Annotated in this window: 17 protein-coding genes and 1 pseudogene; 8 read left to right on the top strand and 10 right to left on the bottom strand. The window is 47.5% G+C overall.

All coding sequences use genetic code 11. The features are described from left to right. Window positions 1-140 precede the first annotated feature (140 nt). Window positions 141-1,370: pseudogene (gene nrdJ, locus NDA03_RS11155) on the bottom strand (ribonucleoside-triphosphate reductase, adenosylcobalamin-dependent); the annotation flags it as partial. A 528-nt stretch (window positions 1,371-1,898) separates the two neighbouring features. Between nrdJ and NDA03_RS11150 the strand changes: the two are divergent. Then, on the top strand, window positions 1,899-2,480 hold the full coding sequence (locus NDA03_RS11150) for an Npun_F5749 family FMN-dependent PPOX-type flavoprotein (RefSeq protein ID WP_190429301.1): 582 nt from the start codon (window positions 1,899-1,901) through the stop codon (window positions 2,478-2,480). A 62-nt stretch (window positions 2,481-2,542) separates the two neighbouring features. Here the strand turns inward: NDA03_RS11150 and cysE are convergent, their stop codons facing one another. Further along, the gene (gene cysE / locus NDA03_RS11145) at window positions 2,543-3,304 is read right to left on the bottom strand and encodes a serine O-acetyltransferase (protein ID WP_348238046.1); all 762 of its coding nucleotides are present in this window, start codon (window positions 3,302-3,304) and stop codon (window positions 2,543-2,545) included. 162 nt (window positions 3,305-3,466) lie between these two features. Then, window positions 3,467-3,928: a hypothetical protein gene (locus NDA03_RS11140; RefSeq protein ID WP_190429303.1), complete on the bottom strand. Its 462-nt coding sequence runs from the start codon at window positions 3,926-3,928 to the stop codon at window positions 3,467-3,469. Between the two features lie 192 nt (window positions 3,929-4,120). Here NDA03_RS11140 and NDA03_RS11135 point away from each other — a divergent pair, with 192 nt between their 5' ends. Beyond that, on the top strand, window positions 4,121-4,282 hold the full coding sequence (locus tag NDA03_RS11135; protein WP_190429304.1) for a hypothetical protein: 162 nt from the start codon (window positions 4,121-4,123) through the stop codon (window positions 4,280-4,282). 174 nt (window positions 4,283-4,456) lie between these two features. Here the strand turns inward: NDA03_RS11135 and NDA03_RS11130 are convergent, their stop codons facing one another. From NDA03_RS11130 to NDA03_RS11110, 5 genes are all read right to left on the bottom strand, one after another. Next, entirely contained in the window at window positions 4,457-5,179 is a 723-nt protein-coding gene (locus NDA03_RS11130; protein ID WP_190429305.1) for an alternative oxidase, read from the bottom strand. A 283-nt stretch (window positions 5,180-5,462) separates the two neighbouring features. Then, window positions 5,463-8,489, bottom strand: a complete 3,027-nt coding sequence (gene sbcC / locus NDA03_RS11125; RefSeq protein WP_348238045.1) for an exonuclease subunit SbcC — start codon at window positions 8,487-8,489, stop codon at window positions 5,463-5,465. A gap of 198 nt (window positions 8,490-8,687) precedes the next feature. After that, window positions 8,688-9,029: a type II toxin-antitoxin system PemK/MazF family toxin gene (locus NDA03_RS11120; protein ID WP_348238044.1), complete on the bottom strand. Its 342-nt coding sequence runs from the start codon at window positions 9,027-9,029 to the stop codon at window positions 8,688-8,690. Beyond that, window positions 9,022-9,306 carry a hypothetical protein gene (locus NDA03_RS11115; protein ID WP_348238043.1) on the bottom strand — a complete coding sequence of 95 codons (285 nt, stop codon included), beginning with the start codon at window positions 9,304-9,306 and terminating at the stop codon, window positions 9,022-9,024. Before NDA03_RS11115 ends, NDA03_RS11120 begins: the two co-directional genes overlap by 8 nt. A 74-nt stretch (window positions 9,307-9,380) precedes the next feature. After that, on the bottom strand, window positions 9,381-9,671 hold the full coding sequence (locus tag NDA03_RS11110) for a hypothetical protein (RefSeq protein WP_348238042.1): 291 nt from the start codon (window positions 9,669-9,671) through the stop codon (window positions 9,381-9,383). A gap of 132 nt (window positions 9,672-9,803) precedes the next feature. Between NDA03_RS11110 and NDA03_RS11105 the strand changes: the two genes are divergently transcribed. The 3 genes from NDA03_RS11105 to NDA03_RS11095 all read left to right on the top strand — a co-directional run bounded on the left by NDA03_RS11105 (window position 9,804) and on the right by NDA03_RS11095 (window position 14,021). Next, window positions 9,804-12,095, top strand: coding sequence for an NACHT domain-containing NTPase (locus NDA03_RS11105; RefSeq protein ID WP_348238041.1), 2,292 nt, complete (start codon window positions 9,804-9,806; stop codon window positions 12,093-12,095). 346 nt (window positions 12,096-12,441) lie between these two features. Beyond that, a complete protein-coding gene (locus tag NDA03_RS11100) occupies window positions 12,442-13,113 on the top strand; it encodes a hypothetical protein (RefSeq protein WP_348238040.1) in 672 nt (223 codons plus the stop codon). A gap of 248 nt (window positions 13,114-13,361) precedes the next feature. Beyond that, on the top strand, window positions 13,362-14,021 hold the full coding sequence (locus NDA03_RS11095) for a hypothetical protein (RefSeq protein ID WP_348238039.1): 660 nt from the start codon (window positions 13,362-13,364) through the stop codon (window positions 14,019-14,021). A gap of 205 nt (window positions 14,022-14,226) precedes the next feature. Here the strand turns inward: NDA03_RS11095 and NDA03_RS11090 are convergent, their stop codons facing one another. Continuing rightward, entirely contained in the window at window positions 14,227-14,442 is a 216-nt protein-coding gene (locus NDA03_RS11090) for a hypothetical protein (RefSeq protein WP_190410367.1), read from the bottom strand. A gap of 128 nt (window positions 14,443-14,570) precedes the next feature. Beyond that, window positions 14,571-16,961: a penicillin-binding protein 1A gene (locus NDA03_RS11085; protein WP_348238077.1), complete on the bottom strand. Its 2,391-nt coding sequence runs from the start codon at window positions 16,959-16,961 to the stop codon at window positions 14,571-14,573. An 861-nt stretch (window positions 16,962-17,822) separates the two neighbouring features. Here NDA03_RS11085 and NDA03_RS11080 point away from each other — a divergent pair. The 3 genes from NDA03_RS11080 to NDA03_RS11070 all read left to right on the top strand — a co-directional run bounded on the left by NDA03_RS11080 (window position 17,823) and on the right by NDA03_RS11070 (window position 20,787). Continuing rightward, window positions 17,823-18,512, top strand: a complete 690-nt coding sequence (locus NDA03_RS11080; protein WP_348238038.1) for a site-2 protease family protein — start codon at window positions 17,823-17,825, stop codon at window positions 18,510-18,512. A 358-nt stretch (window positions 18,513-18,870) separates the two neighbouring features. After that, complete coding sequence (locus tag NDA03_RS11075) at window positions 18,871-19,125, top strand: SemiSWEET transporter (RefSeq protein WP_190410369.1); 255 nt, start codon at window positions 18,871-18,873, stop codon at window positions 19,123-19,125. 27 nt (window positions 19,126-19,152) lie between these two features. Continuing rightward, on the top strand, window positions 19,153-20,787 hold the full coding sequence (locus NDA03_RS11070; RefSeq protein WP_348238037.1) for a radical SAM protein: 1,635 nt from the start codon (window positions 19,153-19,155) through the stop codon (window positions 20,785-20,787). Window positions 20,788-20,844 lie beyond the last annotated feature (57 nt).

Raw genomic sequence — 20,844 nt, 5'->3', positions numbered from 1 at the left:
TGAACCTTCTCCAGCTCTGGGGCTACCTGCCTTACATCTGGAGCTTGGCTGCTGATTACCTTGCACCTTTTTGGGTGTTTAGGCTTCCAGCAATTCACCCTCTGACTATCTAACCTGTTCCCAGGTTAGGCGGCAAAATCTAAGCTACCGCAAGGATTCAAACCAACACGAGCTAATCGATGCTCTATCTCATCAGGAGATAGGTGGGGGTAGTGTTCTCCTAACCACTGTTCAGCGCTACCTTGACTATAAGCTTGCAGAAAATCAGTTTTCAGCTCAGGGGTTTCTAATAGATCGCAGTTGGCTCTTGCTACTGCTTCTCCTGCCCATTGAATTGCGCCTTCCCCGGAATAATGCTGCTGACGAACAGAGGCAAGGCATTCTTCTAGAGTGGGTTTGTGGTGGAAAACTCTAGTGTGATTTGCCATGCGAAGCGCATCCCGTTCTGGATCGATGCGCCAGTTGCCGTTTTCATCTTGCTGCCAAAGATTGCCTTTCGCGTCGGCAAATTTTTCATCATCGCTAGAACCTTGCCTCATTCCAGCTGAGCGCCTGACGTTGCCAGCAACCACGACAACGGCGGCTTCATCTATTAATAAACAGCACTCAACCGAATTCAGACGCCTTCCTAGAGCTTTATTTAAAATTGACGCGCAACGTTCGTAAAGACCTGACAACTTCACCGGATTGGCAACGCCACCAAAGCCTTTGAGGGGTTCTCCAGCTGCTCGGACATCGCTGAGGTCGATGGATACCTGTACTTCTGCTGTGAAGCGCTCATCGCTCGATAATTCCAGCAAAGTTTGATAAGACTTAACCCAGCCTTGGCGACTGTCTCCGACGTAAATTTTGACTTTTTCGCCCTCTACTTTCACTTCTGTCAGTTCGCGGCGCTGCAACGCAGGAGTAGAGCCAATCTCACCTTGTACCATCACCACAAGGCGATTGCGAATTCGTGGCAGTTGATTAATGTATTTTGGTTCGAGAACGGCTCCAGTGCCACACCCCATCATTGCCAAGTCCATCATCAGACCGAAGGCACGCCAGTCTACTACATTGGTACTGGTGCAGTTGTAGGCTCCTGAGAAGTTTTCGGGTCTTTCAATCCACTCGCTGCCGCCCACCCACAGCCAACGTCCGGAGGCAAGAGCTTTCATCTGGCGCTGCATGCGATCGATCGTGTCAGCTTCTTCAGGGGTGAGCTTGCCAAGCTTCGTCAACGCCCTAATCGTGCGATCGCACACTTCATCCCAAGTCTCGCGCCCCGATTGGGTGCGACGGCTGTACGTCCTAAAAAATACAGGATTCGCAGCCGGTGCCGTTTCAGGAAACCGGCTCGTCTGGATTACTCGCTCAAGCTCTCGAACCATAGGTCAAGTCTGATTGGTTTTGGGAAAATTCACAGATCACTTACTATACGCGATCGCAGATATGGGGTCAAAGCTTGAAAAATCGAGGAAATTGCGCTATCCGTGTGGCTTTCTAGGTAAAATTGGTACAGTAAAATATCCCATTGAGCGGCTTAATTGGTCACAGTCGTAATAGTTAAAAGCTCGTCAATAGGCAAAAATTAAGGGCGATTGTCAGCCGCCCTTTTCCGTCGTTTGAGATTACTGTCTGGGTTTCAATTACCTTTTTGAGAGGCGGTGCAAAAGTTCACCAGCAAACTTATTTCACGAGCGCAACAGACAGGATCTTCCCAATTACAAATACTCTCTGTCGCAGTCATTTCGCTCATCAAATCGGAGGGTAGCAAGCTGCAAAGTTACCAGATTGCGATCGCGTTAATTTTTCCAAATCCGTTAAAGGAGCGCTAGGAAACGGCAATTAAACAACTCAAGATACTAAACTGATATTTTGGAAAATGGGTAATTGGTAATGGCGATGAACTCTTGACGATGATGCTTGCTCCCTGGCGATCGCTTCTTTCGGGTGCCTTACACCGTAACCGTAGCGAACCCCATTCTCGCTACTTACAGCTAGCCACCATCCAGGCTGATGGGCGTCCTGCTAACCGCACGCTCGTCTTTCGGGGATTTTTAGACAATACCAACCAATTAAAATTTGTCACCGATTCTCGCAGCCAGAAAGCCGATCAAATCGAGCATCACCCTTGGGCAGAAGCTTGCTGGTACTTTACCACCACTCGCGAACAATTTCGCCTCGCTGGGACGCTGACGCTGGTAGGAGCCAATTATCCTGATTCTCTGCTCCAGCAAGCGCGTCAGGTGTCTTGGCAAGACCTTTCCGACGCCGCTCGCCTGCAATTTGGTTGGCCCCATCCCAGAGAAAGGAGAGCTGATGTCAGCACTTTTTCTCCGCCGCCACCCGACCCCCAAAAGCCGCTAGAGAGTTTTTGTCTCCTACTACTAGAACCCGTACAGGTCGATCATTTGGAGTTGCGAGGCGATCCCCAAAACCGAAGTCTTTATCGCCTCGAAAGTTCTCAAGCTTGGTCTATTCAAGCCGTAAATCCGTAAGAATTAAAAACGCAAAATTAAAAATTGAGAAATTCCATTTTTAATTTCTAATTTTTAATTACTCAAATCCCAGAACCATCTAAGAATTGCCGGATCAATCCATCTTGCACACGACAACTGGGCGCTGCTGCGGCTGGGATATCCGATACATGATGTCCGGTTCCTAAGGGAACAGGCATTGAGGCATGAGCCGGTTGTTGTAACTCTTGTACCTGTTGTTCTAGTGCTTCCAGACGGTCAACCAAAGCCCGAATTACCGCAGCCTCAGAATCGGGAAGGCTTCCATGTTCTAAGGGATTCACGCGGACGCCGGAACGATAAAGAATCCGACCCGGAACGCCTACTACCGTACAATCCGAAGGAACATCGCGCAATACAACCGAGCCAGCACCAATGCGGACATTATTGCCGATTTGAAGATTGCCGAGAACTTTGGCACCAGCACCGACTACGACATTTTCCCCCAAGGTAGGGTGACGCTTGCCACTTTCTTTCCCAGTACCGCCTAGCGTAACGCCCTGATAGATCAGAGCATAATCTCCCACAATGGCGGTTTCACCAATTACCACACCCATGCCGTGGTCAATAAAAACGCCCCGCCCGATTACGGCACCAGGGTGGATTTCAATGCCGGTAAAAAAGCGAGCTAAGTGGGAAATCAACCGGGGGATGAAGGGGATTCCCAGTAGTCTTAGCCAGTGTGCAAGGCGATGAAATAGCAGCGCTTGCAAACCGGGATAGCAAAACAAAACCTCCAGCCAGTTACGGGCTGCTGGATCGCGCTCGAAGATGATGCGAAAGTCAGCTAGAAGCGTAGATAGCACGAGTGGATATCCATTTTGGCACTACAGACCACTCACTATCATATCGTTCCGAGTGAGTTTCTAAGGTAGGGGAACCGCACCGAAGTTTTAAATTTTGGATGGCGGTGTGAGAATGATGACAGCTCAAGACTTAACTCTAAATCATCTAAAAAATCTAGGGTTCTATTCTGGTTGTACAGAAAGCGTATAATCCCATCTTTGCCGCTCTTTGATGGAACCTACCCAAATACTATAGTTGCCTGATTTCCAGTCTGAGTCTGTGATACTCGCATCTTTGTTGGAACCCGTGTCATCGCCACAGCGAATGGTACCATCAGGCCCCTTGATGACTAGAGTGCTGTCCTTGCCTCCAGTATTTACTTTTACTGTCAGATTGGGGAAACCTTTCTTCACCACCATGATATGGTCGGGAGTTTCGTCGCCCCCATAACCAATACAGGGGTTGTTCTGGCGATCGCGATTCGCGATCGCTGACAGGGAGAATGCTCCGCTGGTATAACCAGTCACAGATGCCTTGCCACTTCCATCAACAATCAAACGGTCAAAATTTGCTTCTTTTGCTAAAACGGCTGTAGCGCTGAAAATGGTCAGTAAAGCTAGAATTCCAAAACGCCTAAATTGCATGGCAAGTACCTCTTCTCAACTACGGTATTTATTTTCTCTCCGTAGATGAGTACGGAATATAGATAAGCCTACTTATAGTTGTAATCAAAACGGTTCTCTCTATTGGCAGTATAGGTGCCAGATGTATGTCTGCCACATGAATCACCAATTTTTTGTTGCAGTATTTTGTTGCCCTATTTTGTAGGAGGTTGTGTGCCCCTCGTTATCTTGATGATGCTGCTGTTTGTCACCAGCTGGTTCTTCTCGGAAGTTTTAGTGTTATTTCCTTTGAGCATTTTGAATTTAGTATCAATCCCCCACTGGTTGATGATGGTAGGGATCTTGATCTTTTTTGCCTGGTGTTTTGGGGAATAATGCTCAACTGTGTGCGTGTTAGCTCAAAAAATCGAGAGCATCTTCAGCCTTTTAAAAAATGCAAATTAAAGAACTCCACCCCAGCGGGAAGGTTTGGGGCGGGGTTCTTTAAAATTCCGCTACTAATGCTCTAGCAGCGCCTAGCAAGCAAGAGAATAGCCAATTAACTACTACTTAAAAGGGAGAATCAGCTAACTCGCGCTCAACCTCAGCGTCTGTCACTAGAGGCAGTACAACCTGCTGTTCCGAATAAGGGAGAGAGTGGGGACTCTTAAAGGTTTTCTGAGCATCCGCTTTTTGACACGCCATCATGGTTTTGACGTGTTCGCCTTCGTCATCCCGGATGTTGACGAAAACGTCATAGAGGTTATCAACCGCAGGGCGGCGAGATTCGGGGACTACGCCGGTTTGAAATTCATCAAATAGGTAGAGATCGCCGTCCCGGTAGTAGTTGATCGCAACTTGGGGCGCGGGTTTGGTTTTCAATTCGGCTTCATGCTCGCGCAAGAAGGCGTCGTAGGTATGATGGGCGTGTTCTTCCACCATTTCCATAAAGTTGTAAGCGGTGCGGGGCGACGCGATGTAAAGTGCTACAACTACCCAGTAGTAGAAGAGGGCTGTGGTTTGGGCAAGGAAGCGATCGCTCCAATGTTGGTTTCCCCCTAACGATTCCATAATCAGCAGGTGGTGCATTTCATTCCAAGATTCAGCGAAGTGAACCTTGAGCCAGTCAGCTTTTCGCCACCAACCGAGGGTTTCGTAAAGGTGTAAAACTGATAGGAAGGAAAAATAGGGGACGCGAGCCACTGTTTCTAGCACGTAGAAGCGCTGATAAGGGCGATCGCGATAAAGCGTGTCGATCACGAACACAAGCACGCTAACCAGAAATCGAATCATTAAGTCCTCCCTTAGGAGTGAGAAGAATGGCTGAAAATTCAGCCTGGAGGAAGATGCTGTTGGGTTTTTCTTTCCTCTTACTTTGATCGTAGCGCTCCCCGTAGCGATGGGTATCGCCTGAGTGGGTGAACTAGGGTGAGAAGTCCGAACATTAGGGTTCGGGTTGCACTTACCTAACCCTCCAGCCATCTTCAAAGCCCCGCTCCGCTTCGGAGAGGGGTTGGGGGAGAGGTCTGCTAACTTGTGTATACACCGTAGGGAACGCGATTAGAGGGTTAGCTTCCTACAGCACCAAGCTCAAGTGAGAACCGCTGGGGGTTTTATACACTTCAATCCGAGTCTGGAAGGCTTCTTTGAATTGCGGCATATGGGTGACGGTGAGGATACAGGCGAAGTCAGGCGCGATCGCATTAATTGCGGCAATCAAGCGATCGCATCCTTCCGCGTCTTGGGTGCCAAATCCCTCATCAATAATCAGCATTTGCAATGCTGTTCCCGCACGCTGCGCCAACAATTTCGCTAAAGCTAGACGAATCGCAAAGTTAATCCGAAACGCTTCTCCGCCCGAATAAGTTTCGTAAGGGCGGGTGCCGCGAGCATCGGCAATTAAAATATCTAAAGTGTCAATCATTTTGCTAGCTTTTTTTGCAGAGCGTCCACTCCGCCCTGCTTTCTGAGTAACAAACTGTACGTGTAACTGGTTCCCACTGAGCCGAGAGAGGAGAGTATTCGTTTCTGCTTCCAATTGAGGCAGAATATTCTCAATCATCAGAGTCTGAATGCCATTCTTGCCAAAAGCTTGCCCTAGTTCCTGGTAAACGCGATATTGTTGTCGCACCTTGGCGTGCTGAGCAGTGAGTGCGTCATGCTGAGTTTGAAGCGTTTCTAGATAATGTTGTTGTTGTTGCAAGCTTCCTAACTGGCGTTGCTTCTCGTCGAGTTGCAGACGCCGCCGCTGTATCTGCTGTTCAATCGTTGTAATTTCGGCTTTCGTATCGGGTGTTTGTTGCAACTGTCGAACGCTGGTGTCTATCTGAGTCGTCATCTGTTGCAAATCTTGCGATCGCATTTGCAACGATTGCTCCAAATCTTGCGATCGCTTTAATAAAGAAGGATATTGCTGCTGAGCGGAAGCGAGTTCCTGATAACGGACTTGCCACGATTGAGACTTGCGTAAAGCGGTTCTGAGGGCATCGTGCTGCGATCGCTCGTAACCAATTTCCGCCATTTCTCGATCGAGTGCTTCAATCTGCCGCGATAAGTCGGAATTCACTTGCAGTTGTTGCATTTGCGATTGCAGATTCGCAATTTTTGCCACCAATTCTGGCATTTGAGCGTCTATCTGAGCCTGACGCCGCTGCGCTTGTTTAACTTCTGCTTGCTTAATTTCTGCCCAGCGCCAGCGCTCTACCTCACCTCTGGCGAGGGCATGGTCTTGCTCATTGTAGTTAAGTTGTTGCAACTGTTGCTCAAGGTGGTGCAGTTCTTCTTGTCGATCGGGTGCATAGTTACCAGAGGCAAGCGATCGCTCAATTTGTTGCTTTTCTACCTCAATTTGTTGCAGGCGCGTCTGGATTTCAGCCATAGCGGAACTTTCTGCGGCTAACTGTCCCCGTTGTTCGCGCAAGGAATCGTAGTTTGCCAATGCTTGGGCAATTTCAGTAATTTCCTTCCGCAACCCCTGTAACTGGTACTCACAAACCGCGAGCAGCCCCTCTACATCCCAGAATTGATCCTGAATTCCCTGTTGCTGATCGTGGGTTTTTTGCACCACTAGCTGCCAGTGGTGTTCGTCAAGAGGGCGATCGCATAAAGGACAACTGGCATTCGGTGTCTGGATCAGTTGCAACTTTTGGTCGATTTCTGCCAGTTTAGTTTCGCATTCTTTTTGAGCCGCCTGGAGGCGATCGCGAGAACTCCGCTGTTGCAGTTCTTTCTCCTGCACCCGTTCCTGATAGACGCGCTTTTTGTCAAGTTGCTGAATTTGACTTTGAACTTGTTGTAATTGCTGTTGTAACTGGGGTAGGCGTTTTTGCCTATCTTGCAACTGGGCGGCAGATTTGCGAAGTTCTTCCAATCTGGCAGATAATCGCGCTTGAGAGCGATCGAGTTCCATCTGCACCTGTCCGCGACGTTGCACCAAGGGGGCGACTTGTAACTGCAACCGATCGAGATAACTGACATAACCCCGCGCCTCTTGGAGTTGTTTTAATCCGGCTTCTACTTCTTCGGTGCGGCTGAGGATTTGCTGAATATCTGCCCTAGATTGCCGTACTGCTTCTAGCTGTCCTTGCGCTTGTCGCAGTTGCAGGTTAAGTTCGTTAATTTGCTGCTCAAGCCGTCGTTGGAGTTGTTGCCGTTGCTGTTGGGCATCTTGATAGGCTTGTGACTTAGCGGTGAGCGTTTCTTCCTGGGTTTGCAAATCTTGGTAGTGAGCATACCCCGCTGTAATTTGTTCTTTTTGATTCAGTAAAGCTTCTAATTGTTGTTGTTGCAGTTGAGTTGTGGCAATTTCTTGGCGATAGCGATCGCAATCTTTGGTGAGATTTTGATATTGCTGGCGAACAAAGCTTAGTTGTTGTTCCCAAGTTTGCCGCTGATGCTGGATTGCGAGCAGACTTTGGACTTTTTCATTGTCAACAGCTTGGGCTTGCTGTAATTCTGCCAGTTGAGTTTCCAGAATTGGTTGTTGTTGAGCGATCGCATCTTTTTGTTGCAGTTGTTGTTTGATCGTCTGCAAGTTCTGATCTAATTGCTCCGCCTGTCCTTTTAATTGGCGGGATAAATCCTTCGCCTGTTCTGCCAATTCTTCATATTGAGACAGTTTCAGCAAATCGGCGAGAATTTCTTTCCGTTCGCTGGGACGCTTGAGCATAAACTCATCCGCCCTTCCTTGACGCAGATAAGCCGAATTCACGAAAGTATCGTAATCCAGCTTTAGGTGATGAACGATCGCTTCCTGCGTCGCCCGGATTCCGCGCCCGGTTAAAGAGCGAAAATCCCCAGATGACTGGACTTGAAATTCCAGCGATCCACCTTGTCCTCGGATGCGGGTGCGAATAATGCGATAGGTTTGGCGATCGCATTGGAAGGTGAAATCAACCCGAACTTCTTTAGCACCGGCATGGATGACATCGTCTTCAGTTGCAGCGCGGCTTTCACCCCAAATCGTCCAGGTGATCGCTTCCAAGAGGGAAGATTTACCCGCACCATTAGAACCGCAAATACAGGCGGTATGTAGACCGCTAAACTCTAAGGTAGCCTCGCGGTAGCTGAGGAAATTTTTGAGAACCAGTTGCTGTGGGATCATTCAGGCTATAGCGCCATACCTTTTATGAGAAGTAGCAGTACATCTGCACTATTGTTTAGTTTAACGGTTGAAAAATCAGGTTTTTGGCAATTAAGACCGAATTTGATGTAAAAATTTCTGCCGAATCAAAATATTCGTGGCGAATGGAATTCGCGGCTATACAAACGAAACCCGCCTGCGCGGGTTTAAGAAAGCAAATTAGTTGATATTTAGGATAATGGCTAGTGCTGCGGTAATTTCTTGCATGGCTGTATCAGAAAGCGTTCCCAGTCGTCGGATAAGCCTTTTCTGGGAAACTGAACGCACTTGAAAAGCATCTGCGGCTGAAAGCTTGCTTAATCCATTTTCAGCACTGACTTCTAGCCGCACTATCCACTCTAATTCTGAAAAGTCATCGTTCCAACCAGTAATCGGAACAATGACCTTTAGTTGCAATATTCCAACTTCATCATCACTGACAATAACTGCCGGACGAGTTTTGCCAATTTCATTTCCAACCGTAGGATCAAGCCTGACTAACCAGACTTCACCTCTACGCATTAGTTTTTACCTCAGCGTTAAGAGCTTGAAGAAGTTCTTCCTCAGAATCGTAATAGGGTTCGCTGTCAGACGACCATAGATCGTGTAGCTTACCTCCTGGCTCATATAAGGGGATTGCAGCTTCAGCTGAGGCTCTGAGTCGCTGTTTTCTGGCAGCTTTCAGGTTAGCCTTCTCTTCTATCTCTTCCCGCATCATCCGAGAAGTTGCTTCGATGATTTCTAAGCGTTCTTCGGTTGTCATCTGCTTGAGTGCTGCCAAGATTTCTGCTTTTGTCATGGCTTTCCTTGGTATTTAGGGGGAATGCGATTGCTCTTTTAAGGCTAGGTTATGCGATCGCATCACACCTATGCTCAATACTTACGTTCAAAAGAATCCTCATTTGAACAATAATCTTCAGAATCGTAATCTACCCCTTGCCGCCACCCAAGATTCTCATCTCGCAAACGCTCATTCTCAGCATGTAGACCATACTCCAGGTAAGTTATTCTGTCTTTCATCTCGTGAATCTCAGTCTGAAGCGATTCAATTTGGTCAACTACGCTGTGGGGGAAGCGTTCCAAAACAGCGCGAACTGTCTGAAGCTCATCGCTGAGTTGCTTAAGAGGTTTGCTGAGACTTACGAATAACTGCTCATCACTCATTCCTTTACTCCCTTTACTCCTGATTTTTTGTATAAATATCGTACGCATACAATTTGTACGCAGCATACAAATTGTATGTTTTTTGAAAGTATAACGTAAAATAGATGACAGTCAAGTTTCGCGGTCTGGCTAATGGCAAGGCAATCACTGCTAGCATCCCAACAAGGCATCACAAAGGCAAAAATGGCGCTTACCCTCAAGGGATGGTCGCAGGAAGGGCTGGCAACAGAGGCGGATGTATCTCGCCAGCCAGTTTGGAAATTCCTCACAGGTAAGCCTGTGGAGCAGTCTATATTTATCAAGATTTGCTCTGCACTTGGTCTGAATTGGGAGGAAATTGCAGATATACATCAGGATGCTGAATCTAAGCCAGCTGAGCAGCAACAGAAATCTAGCACTGATATTGATGCCCTCGTGCAAGAGGTACGCGAAAAGATAAAACCTAGCATTGAAGAGCGTTGCGGCACGATGCGGGTGCTAGATATGTCTCAACCCATCGGATTGAATGACATCTACACCAACGTCAACATTCTGGAGAAAATTACTGGGCGCAGGCGCAAAGAGATTTCTGAGTTATTGCCAGAGTGCAACTTTGAGGATGTTGAGCACTTTGGACTGGGCAGAATCACTGAAGAACGAGTGCCAGGACTGGATGCGGTCAAGAAACATTCCAAACTGATGATCTTGGGGAAGCCCGGAGCAGGTAAAACCACGTTTTTGAAGTATTTAGCGATTCAGTGCAATCAGGGTAAGTTTCAGGCTGATCGCGTGCCGATTTGTGTCACCCTCAAAGACTTTGCTGAAGCCGCTAACAAACCGAGCTTATTGGAATACATCACTCAGCAATTCGTGGGCTGTGGGGTTGTAGAGACAAAGGTTATCGCGTCTCTACAAGATGTAACCGAACACGGCAGAGCATTGATTTTACTCGATGGGCTAGATGAAGTTAGAGCAGAAGACAATGAGCGCGTCTTAAAGGAGATTCGTGATTTTTCTGACCAGTTTCGTGACAATCACTTTGTCATGACCTGCCGAATTCCAGGATGGGAATATACCTTCCAGAAATTCACAGAGGTGGAAGTTGCTGATTTTAATAGTGAACAAATTGCCACCTTTGCAACCAACTGGTTTAAGAATAAAGCTGTTAAATCAGATACTTTTATTAAACGTCTCAAAGAAAATGAGCGGATCAACGAACTCGCCACAAGTCCGCTGCTGCTGACACTTTTATGTTTGGCATTTGAAGAGTCAGGGGATTTTCCAGCGAATCGTTCTGAGCTATACAAAGAAGGACTGGATGCGCTGCTGAAAAAATGGGATGCTAAGCGAGGGATTCAGCGTGACCAAGTTTACAAAAAGCTATCAATTCAGCGTAAGGAAGATTTACTCAGTAAAATCGCCCTGACTACGTTTGAGCAAGGTGACTATTTCTTCAAACAAAAAATAGCCGAGCAATACATCACAGATTACATCCGTAATTTACCTGATGCCAATGCTGATCCGGAAGCATTGCAACTGGATAGTGAGGTAGTTTTGCGCTCAATTGAATATCAACATGGGCTATTAGTCGAACGAGCTAAAAGAATTTACTCGTTTTCCCATTTGACATTTCACCAGTATTTTACAGCTAGAGAAATTGTTTTTGGAACCCAGCCATTAGAGGAGAGGTTGCAAAATCTAGTCAGCCACATCACCGAAAAACGCTGGCGAGAAGTTTTCTTTCTAGCGGTTGGGATGTCGCCAAGTGCAGATCGTTTACTACAGTTAATGAAACAGCAGGTTGATGGGATTGTAGCTGCTGATGAGAAGTTGCAAAAGTTGCTAATGTGGGTAAGTAAAAAATCTCTGTCAGTCCAAATTCCATATAAATATAAGTCAGCAGCAGTCCGCGCTTTTTACTCCGCCCGCGACTTCGACCGCGCCCTGAATTTCGACCACGCCCTGAACCTAGGCTTCCACCTCGCCTGCACCCTGGATTTAGACATCGACCTCGCGCTCAACCGCGACCTCGACCGCGCCCTGAACCTGAACTTTGACCACGCCCTCGCCCTGGAGCTAGACCTCGACCGCGGCCTTAACCTCGACCTTGAACCAGAACTAAAGAACTCGTTGCAACAACTTAGAGAGCAATTACCTAAATTACCTAAATCCAAAGACTGGGCACAAAATAAGCAATGGTGGAAAGCTAACGGTAAAGCTTGGGCTGAGCAATTAAGAGCCGTGATGATTAAGTACCGTAATATGGGTCACGATTGGCAATTCAGCAACCAACAAAAGGAATTATTTAAGCAGTATTATGATGCTAATTTGTTGCTGGTGGAGTGCCTGAATAGCGATTGTTATGTGAGTCGCGAGGTACGACAGGAGATAGAGGATACCTTGTTGTTACCCATCGCAGAGATTGAGCAACGAACAAGAGGATGATTGTAGCGCGAGCTCATTCTTTCTTCACTTCCCTTCAAAGCGCGATCGCATTTTTTGTAATTCTTCCCGAACAGCGCGATCGCACGTTGAAGATAGATTGTTTTACGTGTTGCAGATATTGATACGAGTGAAAAACGCGATCGCTAATTTTTTCTACTAAAGCAACTAATTTAGAGAAACCGCGTCATTGCTCATAGGGGATATTCAACTTTAATTAAACTGTTAAAAGCAAACTAAGCTTTAATACTTAAATAAATAATTTTCTATTTCTCAGAAACTTTTTTTAACCCACAACCTTCTAAGAAGGTATCAGTGAAAATACACAAAGTTCGTGGGTTTCCTATTTATGACACGCTTAAATAACTTAAAGTCTGGCGTTTTGGTATTGATGGCTCTGGGCACATTCGCCGGTTCTGTTGGCGCTGTACCTATCAATGTTCCCGTCCCTACAGTCCCTCGTGCCAGCAACCCATCTCAGACCAAGACTGTAATTTCTTCTGGAGCTTCTATTCCTGTTAGATATGACGGAACAGCTGAGAAAATTCTGCTATCTCGAACCGAAAAAGTGCCTTTAACTTTAACAGTTTCATCCACTGTTAAAAGCAGTTACGGGACAACTTTGATTCCAGCAGGAACAAAGATTCTCGGTCAATTGGAACCCGCTGGTCAAGGCTCTCGATTTGTTGCTACACAAATTGTTCTCCCCTTAGATGGAACTCGGACAATCAATGCCACTTCTCAAATTGTGACGAGAACTGAACAAATCAAAAAAGGTTCTAGAACCAACACAATCTTGAAAGGTGCCGCCTTGGGTGGAGCCGCTGCCTCCGCGATCGCAGCACTGGTTGGCGACAAAGCGATCGCGACTGAAGAAGTCTTGGGTGGCTCAGGCTTGGGCGCTTTAGCTGGCTTATTCTGGGGACGCAAATCTGTCGATGTTATCTCCGTGAATCCTAGCCTTGATTTGAGGACTGTCACCCTGGGTTCTCAGCTGCCAGTTACCGTCGCTCTACGCTAAACAAGAGACTTATTTTGCTCGAACCGCTCTCTATACCTAACCACAGCTTTCAAAGCCTCTCTCCGCGTCGGAGAGAGGTTTGGGGAGAGGTCTGCCAACGTCCACGGTAGCTACTTTGGGGAGGAGTTCTTTCCCCATCGCCCTCTATTTTTCCTTCGCAATGCACTAAATCAGTGCAATTGTCAAGAAACAAATTCAGCCGGGAAGCGTCTTGAACCTTATCCGTATAATTGCTGAGAGTGTTCCCTATGTCTCGCTTCAATCGCTGGAAATCAGGAACCGCTGCACTCATGGCATTGACAATGACCGCCGGTGCAGCTGCCCCCTTCGTCGTGCCTGCGCCTGCTGCTGCCCAATATTACGAATTTCCGCCTCCACCTGTCTCCCAAGTCAGCATTCCTTCAGGTACAACTCTCCCCTTGCGCTATAACAAGGCGAATAAAATCGTTGTGTCTCCTAAGGAAACGATGCCGTTAACGCTGACGGTGGCAACAAATGTCAGAAATACTCGCGGAACGATCTTAATTCCGGCAGGAACTCAGGTGGTTGGTCAACTGCAACCCGCAACTAGAGGCGGTTCCCAGTTTGTTGCCAGAGAATTAGTTTTCAACAACGGGAAACGGCAGTATATCAATGCCTCTTCCAGAGTGATTACTCGCACCGAACAAGTTAGCCGGGGAACGAATACCAGTTCCATTTTGAAAGGTGCCGCCGTTGGTGGAGCCGCCGCAGCCGCAATCGGTGCTTTGACTGGAGACAGAGCGATCGCAACTGAAGAAATTTTGGGAGGTGCTGGTTTAGGTGCCTTAGGCGGACTGCTGTTGGGCAAAAAACGAGTTGATGTTGTTGTCGTTAACCCCAACACCGATTTAAATGTCACCCTGCGCTCGGCTCTAGCACTGCGCTAGCCTTTTTTCGAGCCGCTGCGCTAGCCTTTTTTCGAGCCGCTGCGCTAGCCTTTTTTCGAGCCAAGGTGTTTTATCTCGTTGTCTCCAAAAATAACGCTGTAGGGCAGGGTATACCCCTGCCCTACGTTTGTATAAGCGGTAAAGACGTTGAACGCAATGTCTCTACAATCTTTATAGGTTTTCTAAAAATTTTCCTGTTAGAGAGTTACGCGCTAGGCTTGCCTACACCGGGATTTGCCTCTTTCTTGACTTCAGGTACGATATCCGGGCGCTCCTTATCTTCCCAACCCACAGGGCGCTTAGAGTTATACCACGCAACGGAACCGATACTTACAGCGGCAATAAAACCTACCGCGTACACAGCAGTAGCAGAGACTGGAAAATGGGGCGTATTTGTAGCAACTTCCATCAATAAATGCATTCTTTGTAACCCTCTTATCGATTTTTGGTTATCGTACCAAAACTCAGGGGATCGTCTATCACCCCTGAGTTTGATCCCCATTGTTTTCGCGATCGCGCTTGAGAGTTAGGAAGTTGTTCTAATCGTTCCTAATTTTCCTTTCGCGCTGCTGGCGGAGCAGGAGGTGGGGCGGCATCCGCTGTTCTCCTCGGTGCCCGTGGAGCGGTTGGCGCAGAATTGTAAGTTCGTCTTCTCCTTGGCTGTGCAGTGCTAGAAGTAGAATCTGATGATGCCCTTCTGCGAACAGAACGCTGAACGGGTGCCGACTCCTGAGAGCTTGTGCTTGCTTGGCGACGAGAACGGCGGTAGCGACGGCTGCTATTGCTTGAACTCTCTTGGCTTTGAGAATTTGTACTTACTTGGCGGCGAGAACGACGGTAGCGAGGTCTAGATTCTTCTTGAGGCTGGACTTCTTGGCTGCGACGCCGTCTCCGTCGAGGCGTGCTCTCGGAGCTTTGGACGCTGCTAGTACGGTAGCGTCTGCGCCGGGGAGTTTCTTCGCTGGAGCTATCATCGCTATCTCTCGTCCGACGAGACCGGCTACGCCGGGGTGTATCATCGTCGTCGCTGTTTTTGGAGATGATGCTTCCAGAGAAGATGCTTTTAGGCTTGATGGGCTTGATCGTGAGCTGGGCTTTACGTCCTTCTAGCTCGGTGGGTCGATCTGGGAACTTCTCGACCGGGATATCTTTAACCACTTCCGCCATGAATTTATTCCAGGTGTAGGCGGCTGTACTGCTCGCGCCCCAAGTCGGTTTGTTGTCATCGTTGCCCAGCCAGACACCCGCAACCATTTGGGGGATGTAGCCAATAAACCACAGATCGCGTGCCTCATCCGAGGTGCCCGTCTTCCCAGCAACAGGTCGATCGTCTAGAGCGGCGGCGCGACCCGTCCCCTCATTCACGACACCCCGCAGCAACCAGGTCATAATCGCAGACGTATCTTCTTGGAGGACACGGTCGGGCTTAAACTTCGCTTCGTAGATAACGTTCCCGCGTCGGTCAAGAACGCGACGAATGCCGTAATTTTTGGTATGCATCCCTTTTGTCGCAAAGGTGCCATACGCACTGGTGAGTTCCAGCAGGTTCACTTCAGAGGCACCTAAGGCAGTGGAATAGGTCGGCTTCAGTTCTGATTCAATGCCCATTTTGTGGGCGACATCGATCACCGTATCCCATCCCACATCGACCAAAACTTTGACAGCAACAGTATTGATTGAGCCAATCAGGGCATCACGCATGGAGATCCAGCCCCGGTACTCTTCGCTGTAGTTTTTGGGGGTATAGCCGTCTACTTTGTAGGGAGCGTCCAGGTAGCCGCGATAGGGCGTGAAACCGGCAGCCATTGCTGTCGTGTATACAAACGCTTTAAATGTCGAACCGGGCTGGCGCTGTGCCTGAGTAACGCGATTAAACTGTTGCTTATAAAAATCTTTTCCCCCGACCATTGCCCGAATCTCGCCGGTACGCGGATCGAGCGCCACAAGGGCGGCTTGCTCGAAGTTTTGACCGCGACCGCTGTTTTCAACGGTTTCGATAACGGCCTTTTCCGCCGCTTCCTGCCATTCTGGCTTCAGGGTGGTTTCTACTGTTAATCCTCCAGCCTTAATCGCTGCTGGCGAGACGTGTTTGGGCAGTTCTTGTTGGATGTATTCGGTGAAATAAGGGGCAAACCTTTCGAGCCGCTTAGGACGGCTGGGTTTTGTTATCAGGGTGTCAGCGATCGCTTTCTCGGCTTCGGCGGCTGTAATGAACCCCGCCAGCTGCATCTGTTGTAATACCAGATTGCGGCGCTCTTTAATTACTTGCGGATTTTTAATGGGCGAATATTGATTGGGTGCTGGTGGGATGGCAGCAAGTGTCGCCATTTCCGATAAGGTTAGTTCGTACACCGGCTTAGAAAAGTAAACCCAAGCCGCATCTGCCACGCCATAAGCACCTTCTCCCAAATAGACCAAATTTAAGTAGCGTTCTAGAATTTGATCTTTGGTATTTTCGTTTTCGATTTTTTGAGCGGTTCGGACTTCCTTCAGCTTGCGCCAGACGCTACGCTCCTGATCGAGAAAAACCATCCTCGCCAGCTGTTGGGTGATGGTGCTACCGCCTTCTACAACGTCTCTTGCTATCAGGTTAGAAAAAGCTGCCCTTAAAACTCCCTGGTAATCAACTCCCTGGTGTTTGTAAAAGCGTCTGTCTTCTATCGCAATGAAAGCTTGAATTAGCTGCTTGGGAATTTTGTCAATTTTGAGGGTTTCGCGAGTAGCAGGGCCGATTTGTTGAAGTATCTTGTTGTTTGAGGCTTTGATTGTCAAAGTCTCTGGTCGCATCAAGGTTAAGGCATCGCTGGTATCGGGTAAGCTACTCTCCAGCGACCACGCAGCAGTCAAAAGCGCGATCGCTCCTCCTCCCACACCTAAACCAATCCAAAATCGACGCTGATGATGGAGTGGGTTTTCTCCAGTGAATGGCTTCTTGACAATTTTAGGAAGCTCCTGAGTGGAGAAGCGCTTCAGCCGCAAGAGATTTCGCTTCAATTCCCGACGATGTCGTGATGCGTCTGCGTGTCCTTCGTCTTGTTCCTTGCCATCAATCGGAGTATCGACTGGTTCTTCTTTATTACCTACAGGAGTCTCGACTGGTTCATTTGACACCCCCGCATTGAACTTGCCTGATAAATCCTTCAGTCTTGAGATGAACTTGGTCACGTCAACTCCTCAATCACCAAAAACTTCTGGCGCAAAATTCCCTGCTTATTGTTGCCTATTTTATGGCTTGAATCCGGGATCTGTGCCTACACAATGTGAACTTATTCGCTTTTTGTCAAATTGTTATTTTTTTATTCCGTCAAAGAATACACCTAAACTCATCCAGTTCCAAGCTTTGTTCTAGACCTTGTTGGTTGATAGCTTAAGTAACTTCAAGAAATGGGGCAAATCTCAAGGCATTTTCTATCAAACTCCTAATTATCAGCTTCTTGCTCTCTGGCTGAGCTTATTAGAGGAGCGGACGTGGTATTTGATAAAAATCTAGCTTTGAGAGGAGCGGGTTAGCGCTGAAGTCGGCGATCCCCCCTGAAAAATGTTTGCCAAGAACATTTCTCAGGGGGATCGCTTTTTGGGAACTTATCTGGAAAACAGTAACTTCGGTTTGTAGCTCAAAATATCCTTCCTAAGACAGATGCACCCGCTGGGATCAGTATAAGCGATCGCCCTTCTGATGCCAATCCATCATGGACAATTTGCTTAACGTTTGTGCGTAATCTTCAGCCACCAAGCAGATAAATACATAAGTTATGAAGATTGCGATCAAAACTACTGGGTGCAGTAAGTTCTGTCAGTCAATTGATTGTTGATTTTATTTCGTTTTGGGTTGCTGTATTACCGCCTTATCGAGGTCAAGCGATGTTAATTGAAACAATTCTGACCGATCCTATACTCTTTCTAAGAATTATCATCCTGGTTGTGGCTTCAGTGACGCTACACGAACTCGCTCATGGTATAGCTGCTTTAAGTCAAGGTGATGACACCCCCAAAAAAAGCGGACACATGACCTTGAATCCAGTGATTCACATGGGATGGGAGTCAATTATTTTTCTTTGCATTGCTGGTATGGCGTGGGGACAAATGCCTATCAATCCCGCACGGTTTCGCCATAAGAAAATTAGCAATATTTTGGTTTCTATCGCTGGTCCTTTGTTAAATCTAGGCTTGGGCATTCTGTTTCTTTTGATTCTCAAATTGGATTTCAGCTTGTTCTCAACAAGAATTCTGAGTTCTGAATTTCTCTACCTGGGTGCGTCTATCAATTTGAGCTTGTTTCTCTTTAATATGCTGCCTATTCCTCCTCTGGATGGGTTTCATGTATTCAGTGAATTTTTCCCGTCATTAAAACCTTTAGAAAGTAGCCCTTTTGGATTATTAGCTTTAACAATCCTCTTGGTTAGTGGTTTTTCTTTAGGTCTGGGTTTTATCGCGAATGCAGTCATCTGTGCGGTTGTTCCCTCAATGCAGGGATGCCAAGTTGTATTTTAGGTGGATGCACTGCTTCCATCAGACTTTAGTCTGCGTCTATACAGAATAAGCCTGCGGAGGCAGGCTTATTGTTTTAGGGTCGAATTAACCAGATTTGAGATTAATTGAACAAAATCTCTATTAACAAACTGCGTTGGCGGAGCCTGCGCGTTAGCGCTTAGACGCCTTAGCGTTCGCGAAGCGGCGCGGATGCGCGTTAGCGCTATAGGACGCGAAGAAAAAGAAAGAAGAGAGATTACAAATCACTTCAGAACCCCGACTTCTTTAAGAAGTCGGGGTTCTCGCATTCACGAATCATATAGGACTGCTATAGTTAAATCTTATCTATAATTCTTTTTGCAAATCAATTGGCAGTAGCATGGATTTTGTGACGGGTTTGGGATTTTTGGCGGCAACTTTGACCACTGTAGCTTTTTTGCCTCAATTGTTTAAAGTATGGCAAACAAAATCAGCCAAAGATGTTTCCCTGGAAATGTTGATTATTTTCTGTTCGGGAGTGTTTTTGTGGTTAGTGTACGGTTTTTACATTCAATCTTTTCCGGTTATTGCTGCCAACTTGCTAACCTTAATTTTCAATCTGATAATTTTATCGCTTAAAATTAAATATGAATAAGATAATCTTTTAAGGTTTTATTTGCCTGTGATGTCTGGAGTTTTTGCCGCAGAACGTCTTTTATTTACACCCGCGACGCCTGACACCGACGCCATCCGGACTATATTTGCCTTCCCGAATGAGTACAGCGTTGGCATCACTAGCCTAGGCTATCAGGTGGTGTGGGCGTCTTTGGCAATGCGCTCCGATCTTGAAGTCAGCCGCCTATTTACAGATACTCATGAGCCGCTGCTGCGATCGCCTGAATTAGTCGGATTTTCCCTTTCTTGGGAATTGGATTATGTCAATATCCTCAATTTGTTGGAATTGCTAGAGATTCCGAATCGAGCATCGGCGCGTGATGACAATCATCCCCTCGTATTTGGGGGAGGACCCGTATTAACTGCCAATCCAGAACCTTTTGCTGACTTTTTTGATGTCATTTTGCTGGGAGATGGCGAAAATCTGCTCGGCAATTTTATTGATGCGTATAAAGAAGTTAGAACTGCTACCCGACAAGCTCAACTAAGGCGTTTGGCGCAAGTACCAGGAATCTATATTCCTAGTTTGTATCAAGTTGAATATCACTCACCGGATGGCTCCATCCAGTCAATTTTGCCCGTAGATGCGGAGATTCCCGCCGTCATTGAAAAGCAAACCTATCGGGGAAATACGCTTTCCGCTTCCACTGTGGTGACAGAGAAGGCGGCGTGGGAAAATATTTATATGGTGGAAGTGGTACGGAGTTGCCCGGAAATGTGCCGCTTCTGTTTGGCGAGTTATCTAACATTGCCGTTTCGGACAGCTAGTTTGGAAAGTTCGCTAATTCCAGCCATCGATCGGGGATTGGCGGTGACGAATCGGCTGGGATTATTGGGGGCGTCTGTTACGCAACACCCAGAGTTTGAAACCCTTCTAGATTATTTGAGTCAGCCAAAGTACGACGATGTCCGCCTCAGCATTGCTTCGGTGCGGACGAATACGGTGACGGTACAGCTAGCTCAAACTTTAGCAAAACGAGACACGCGATCGCTCACCATTGCCGTAGAAAGTGGCTCGGAACGATTGCGGCAGATTATCAATAAAAAGCTGACGAATGAGGAAATCATCCAAGCTGCAATCAATGCCAAAGCAGGTGGATTAAGCAACCTCAAACTCTATGGAATGGTGGGAGTTCCGGGGGAGGAACCCGAAGATTTAGAAGCAACTGTGGCGATGATGCGATCGCTGAAAAAAGCCGCGCCTGGGTTACGCTTGACACTCGGATGCAGCACTTTTGTCCCTAAAGCTCATACGCCGTTTCAGTGGTTTGGAGTGAATCGGGATGCCGAAAAGCGGCTGAAAAGCTTAGAGAAGCAATTGCGCCGCGAAGGGATTGAGTTTCGACCGGAAAGCTATAATTGGTCAGCAATCCAAGCTTTAATATCCAGAGGCGATCGCCGACTTTCCCATCTTCTAGAACTGACACGACACTACGGCGACTCTCTAGGCAGCTACCGCCGTGCCTTTAAAGAACTGCGAGGACAACTGCCGGATCTCGATTCCTACATCCACGCCAGTTGGTCGTTAGATCAAGTTTTGCCTTGGAACCACTTGCAAGGGCCATTACCAGTCGCAACCCTCCAGAAGCATCTAGCCGACGCTAAGGCTCATTTTCGGGAGGCTTCACCCTGCTTAACCTAGCCTACGGGGTGATTACGACCGTAAGGACACGGATAAGCCGATTCTGGCATTTTATGA

This window comes from Trichocoleus sp. Lan (assembly GCF_039961855.1).
GTDB lineage: Bacteria > Cyanobacteriota > Cyanobacteriia > Cyanobacteriales > FACHB-T130 > FACHB-T130.
The sequence above is the reverse complement of the archived record's forward strand: the minus strand, read 5'-3'. Positions and strand labels throughout refer to the sequence as shown.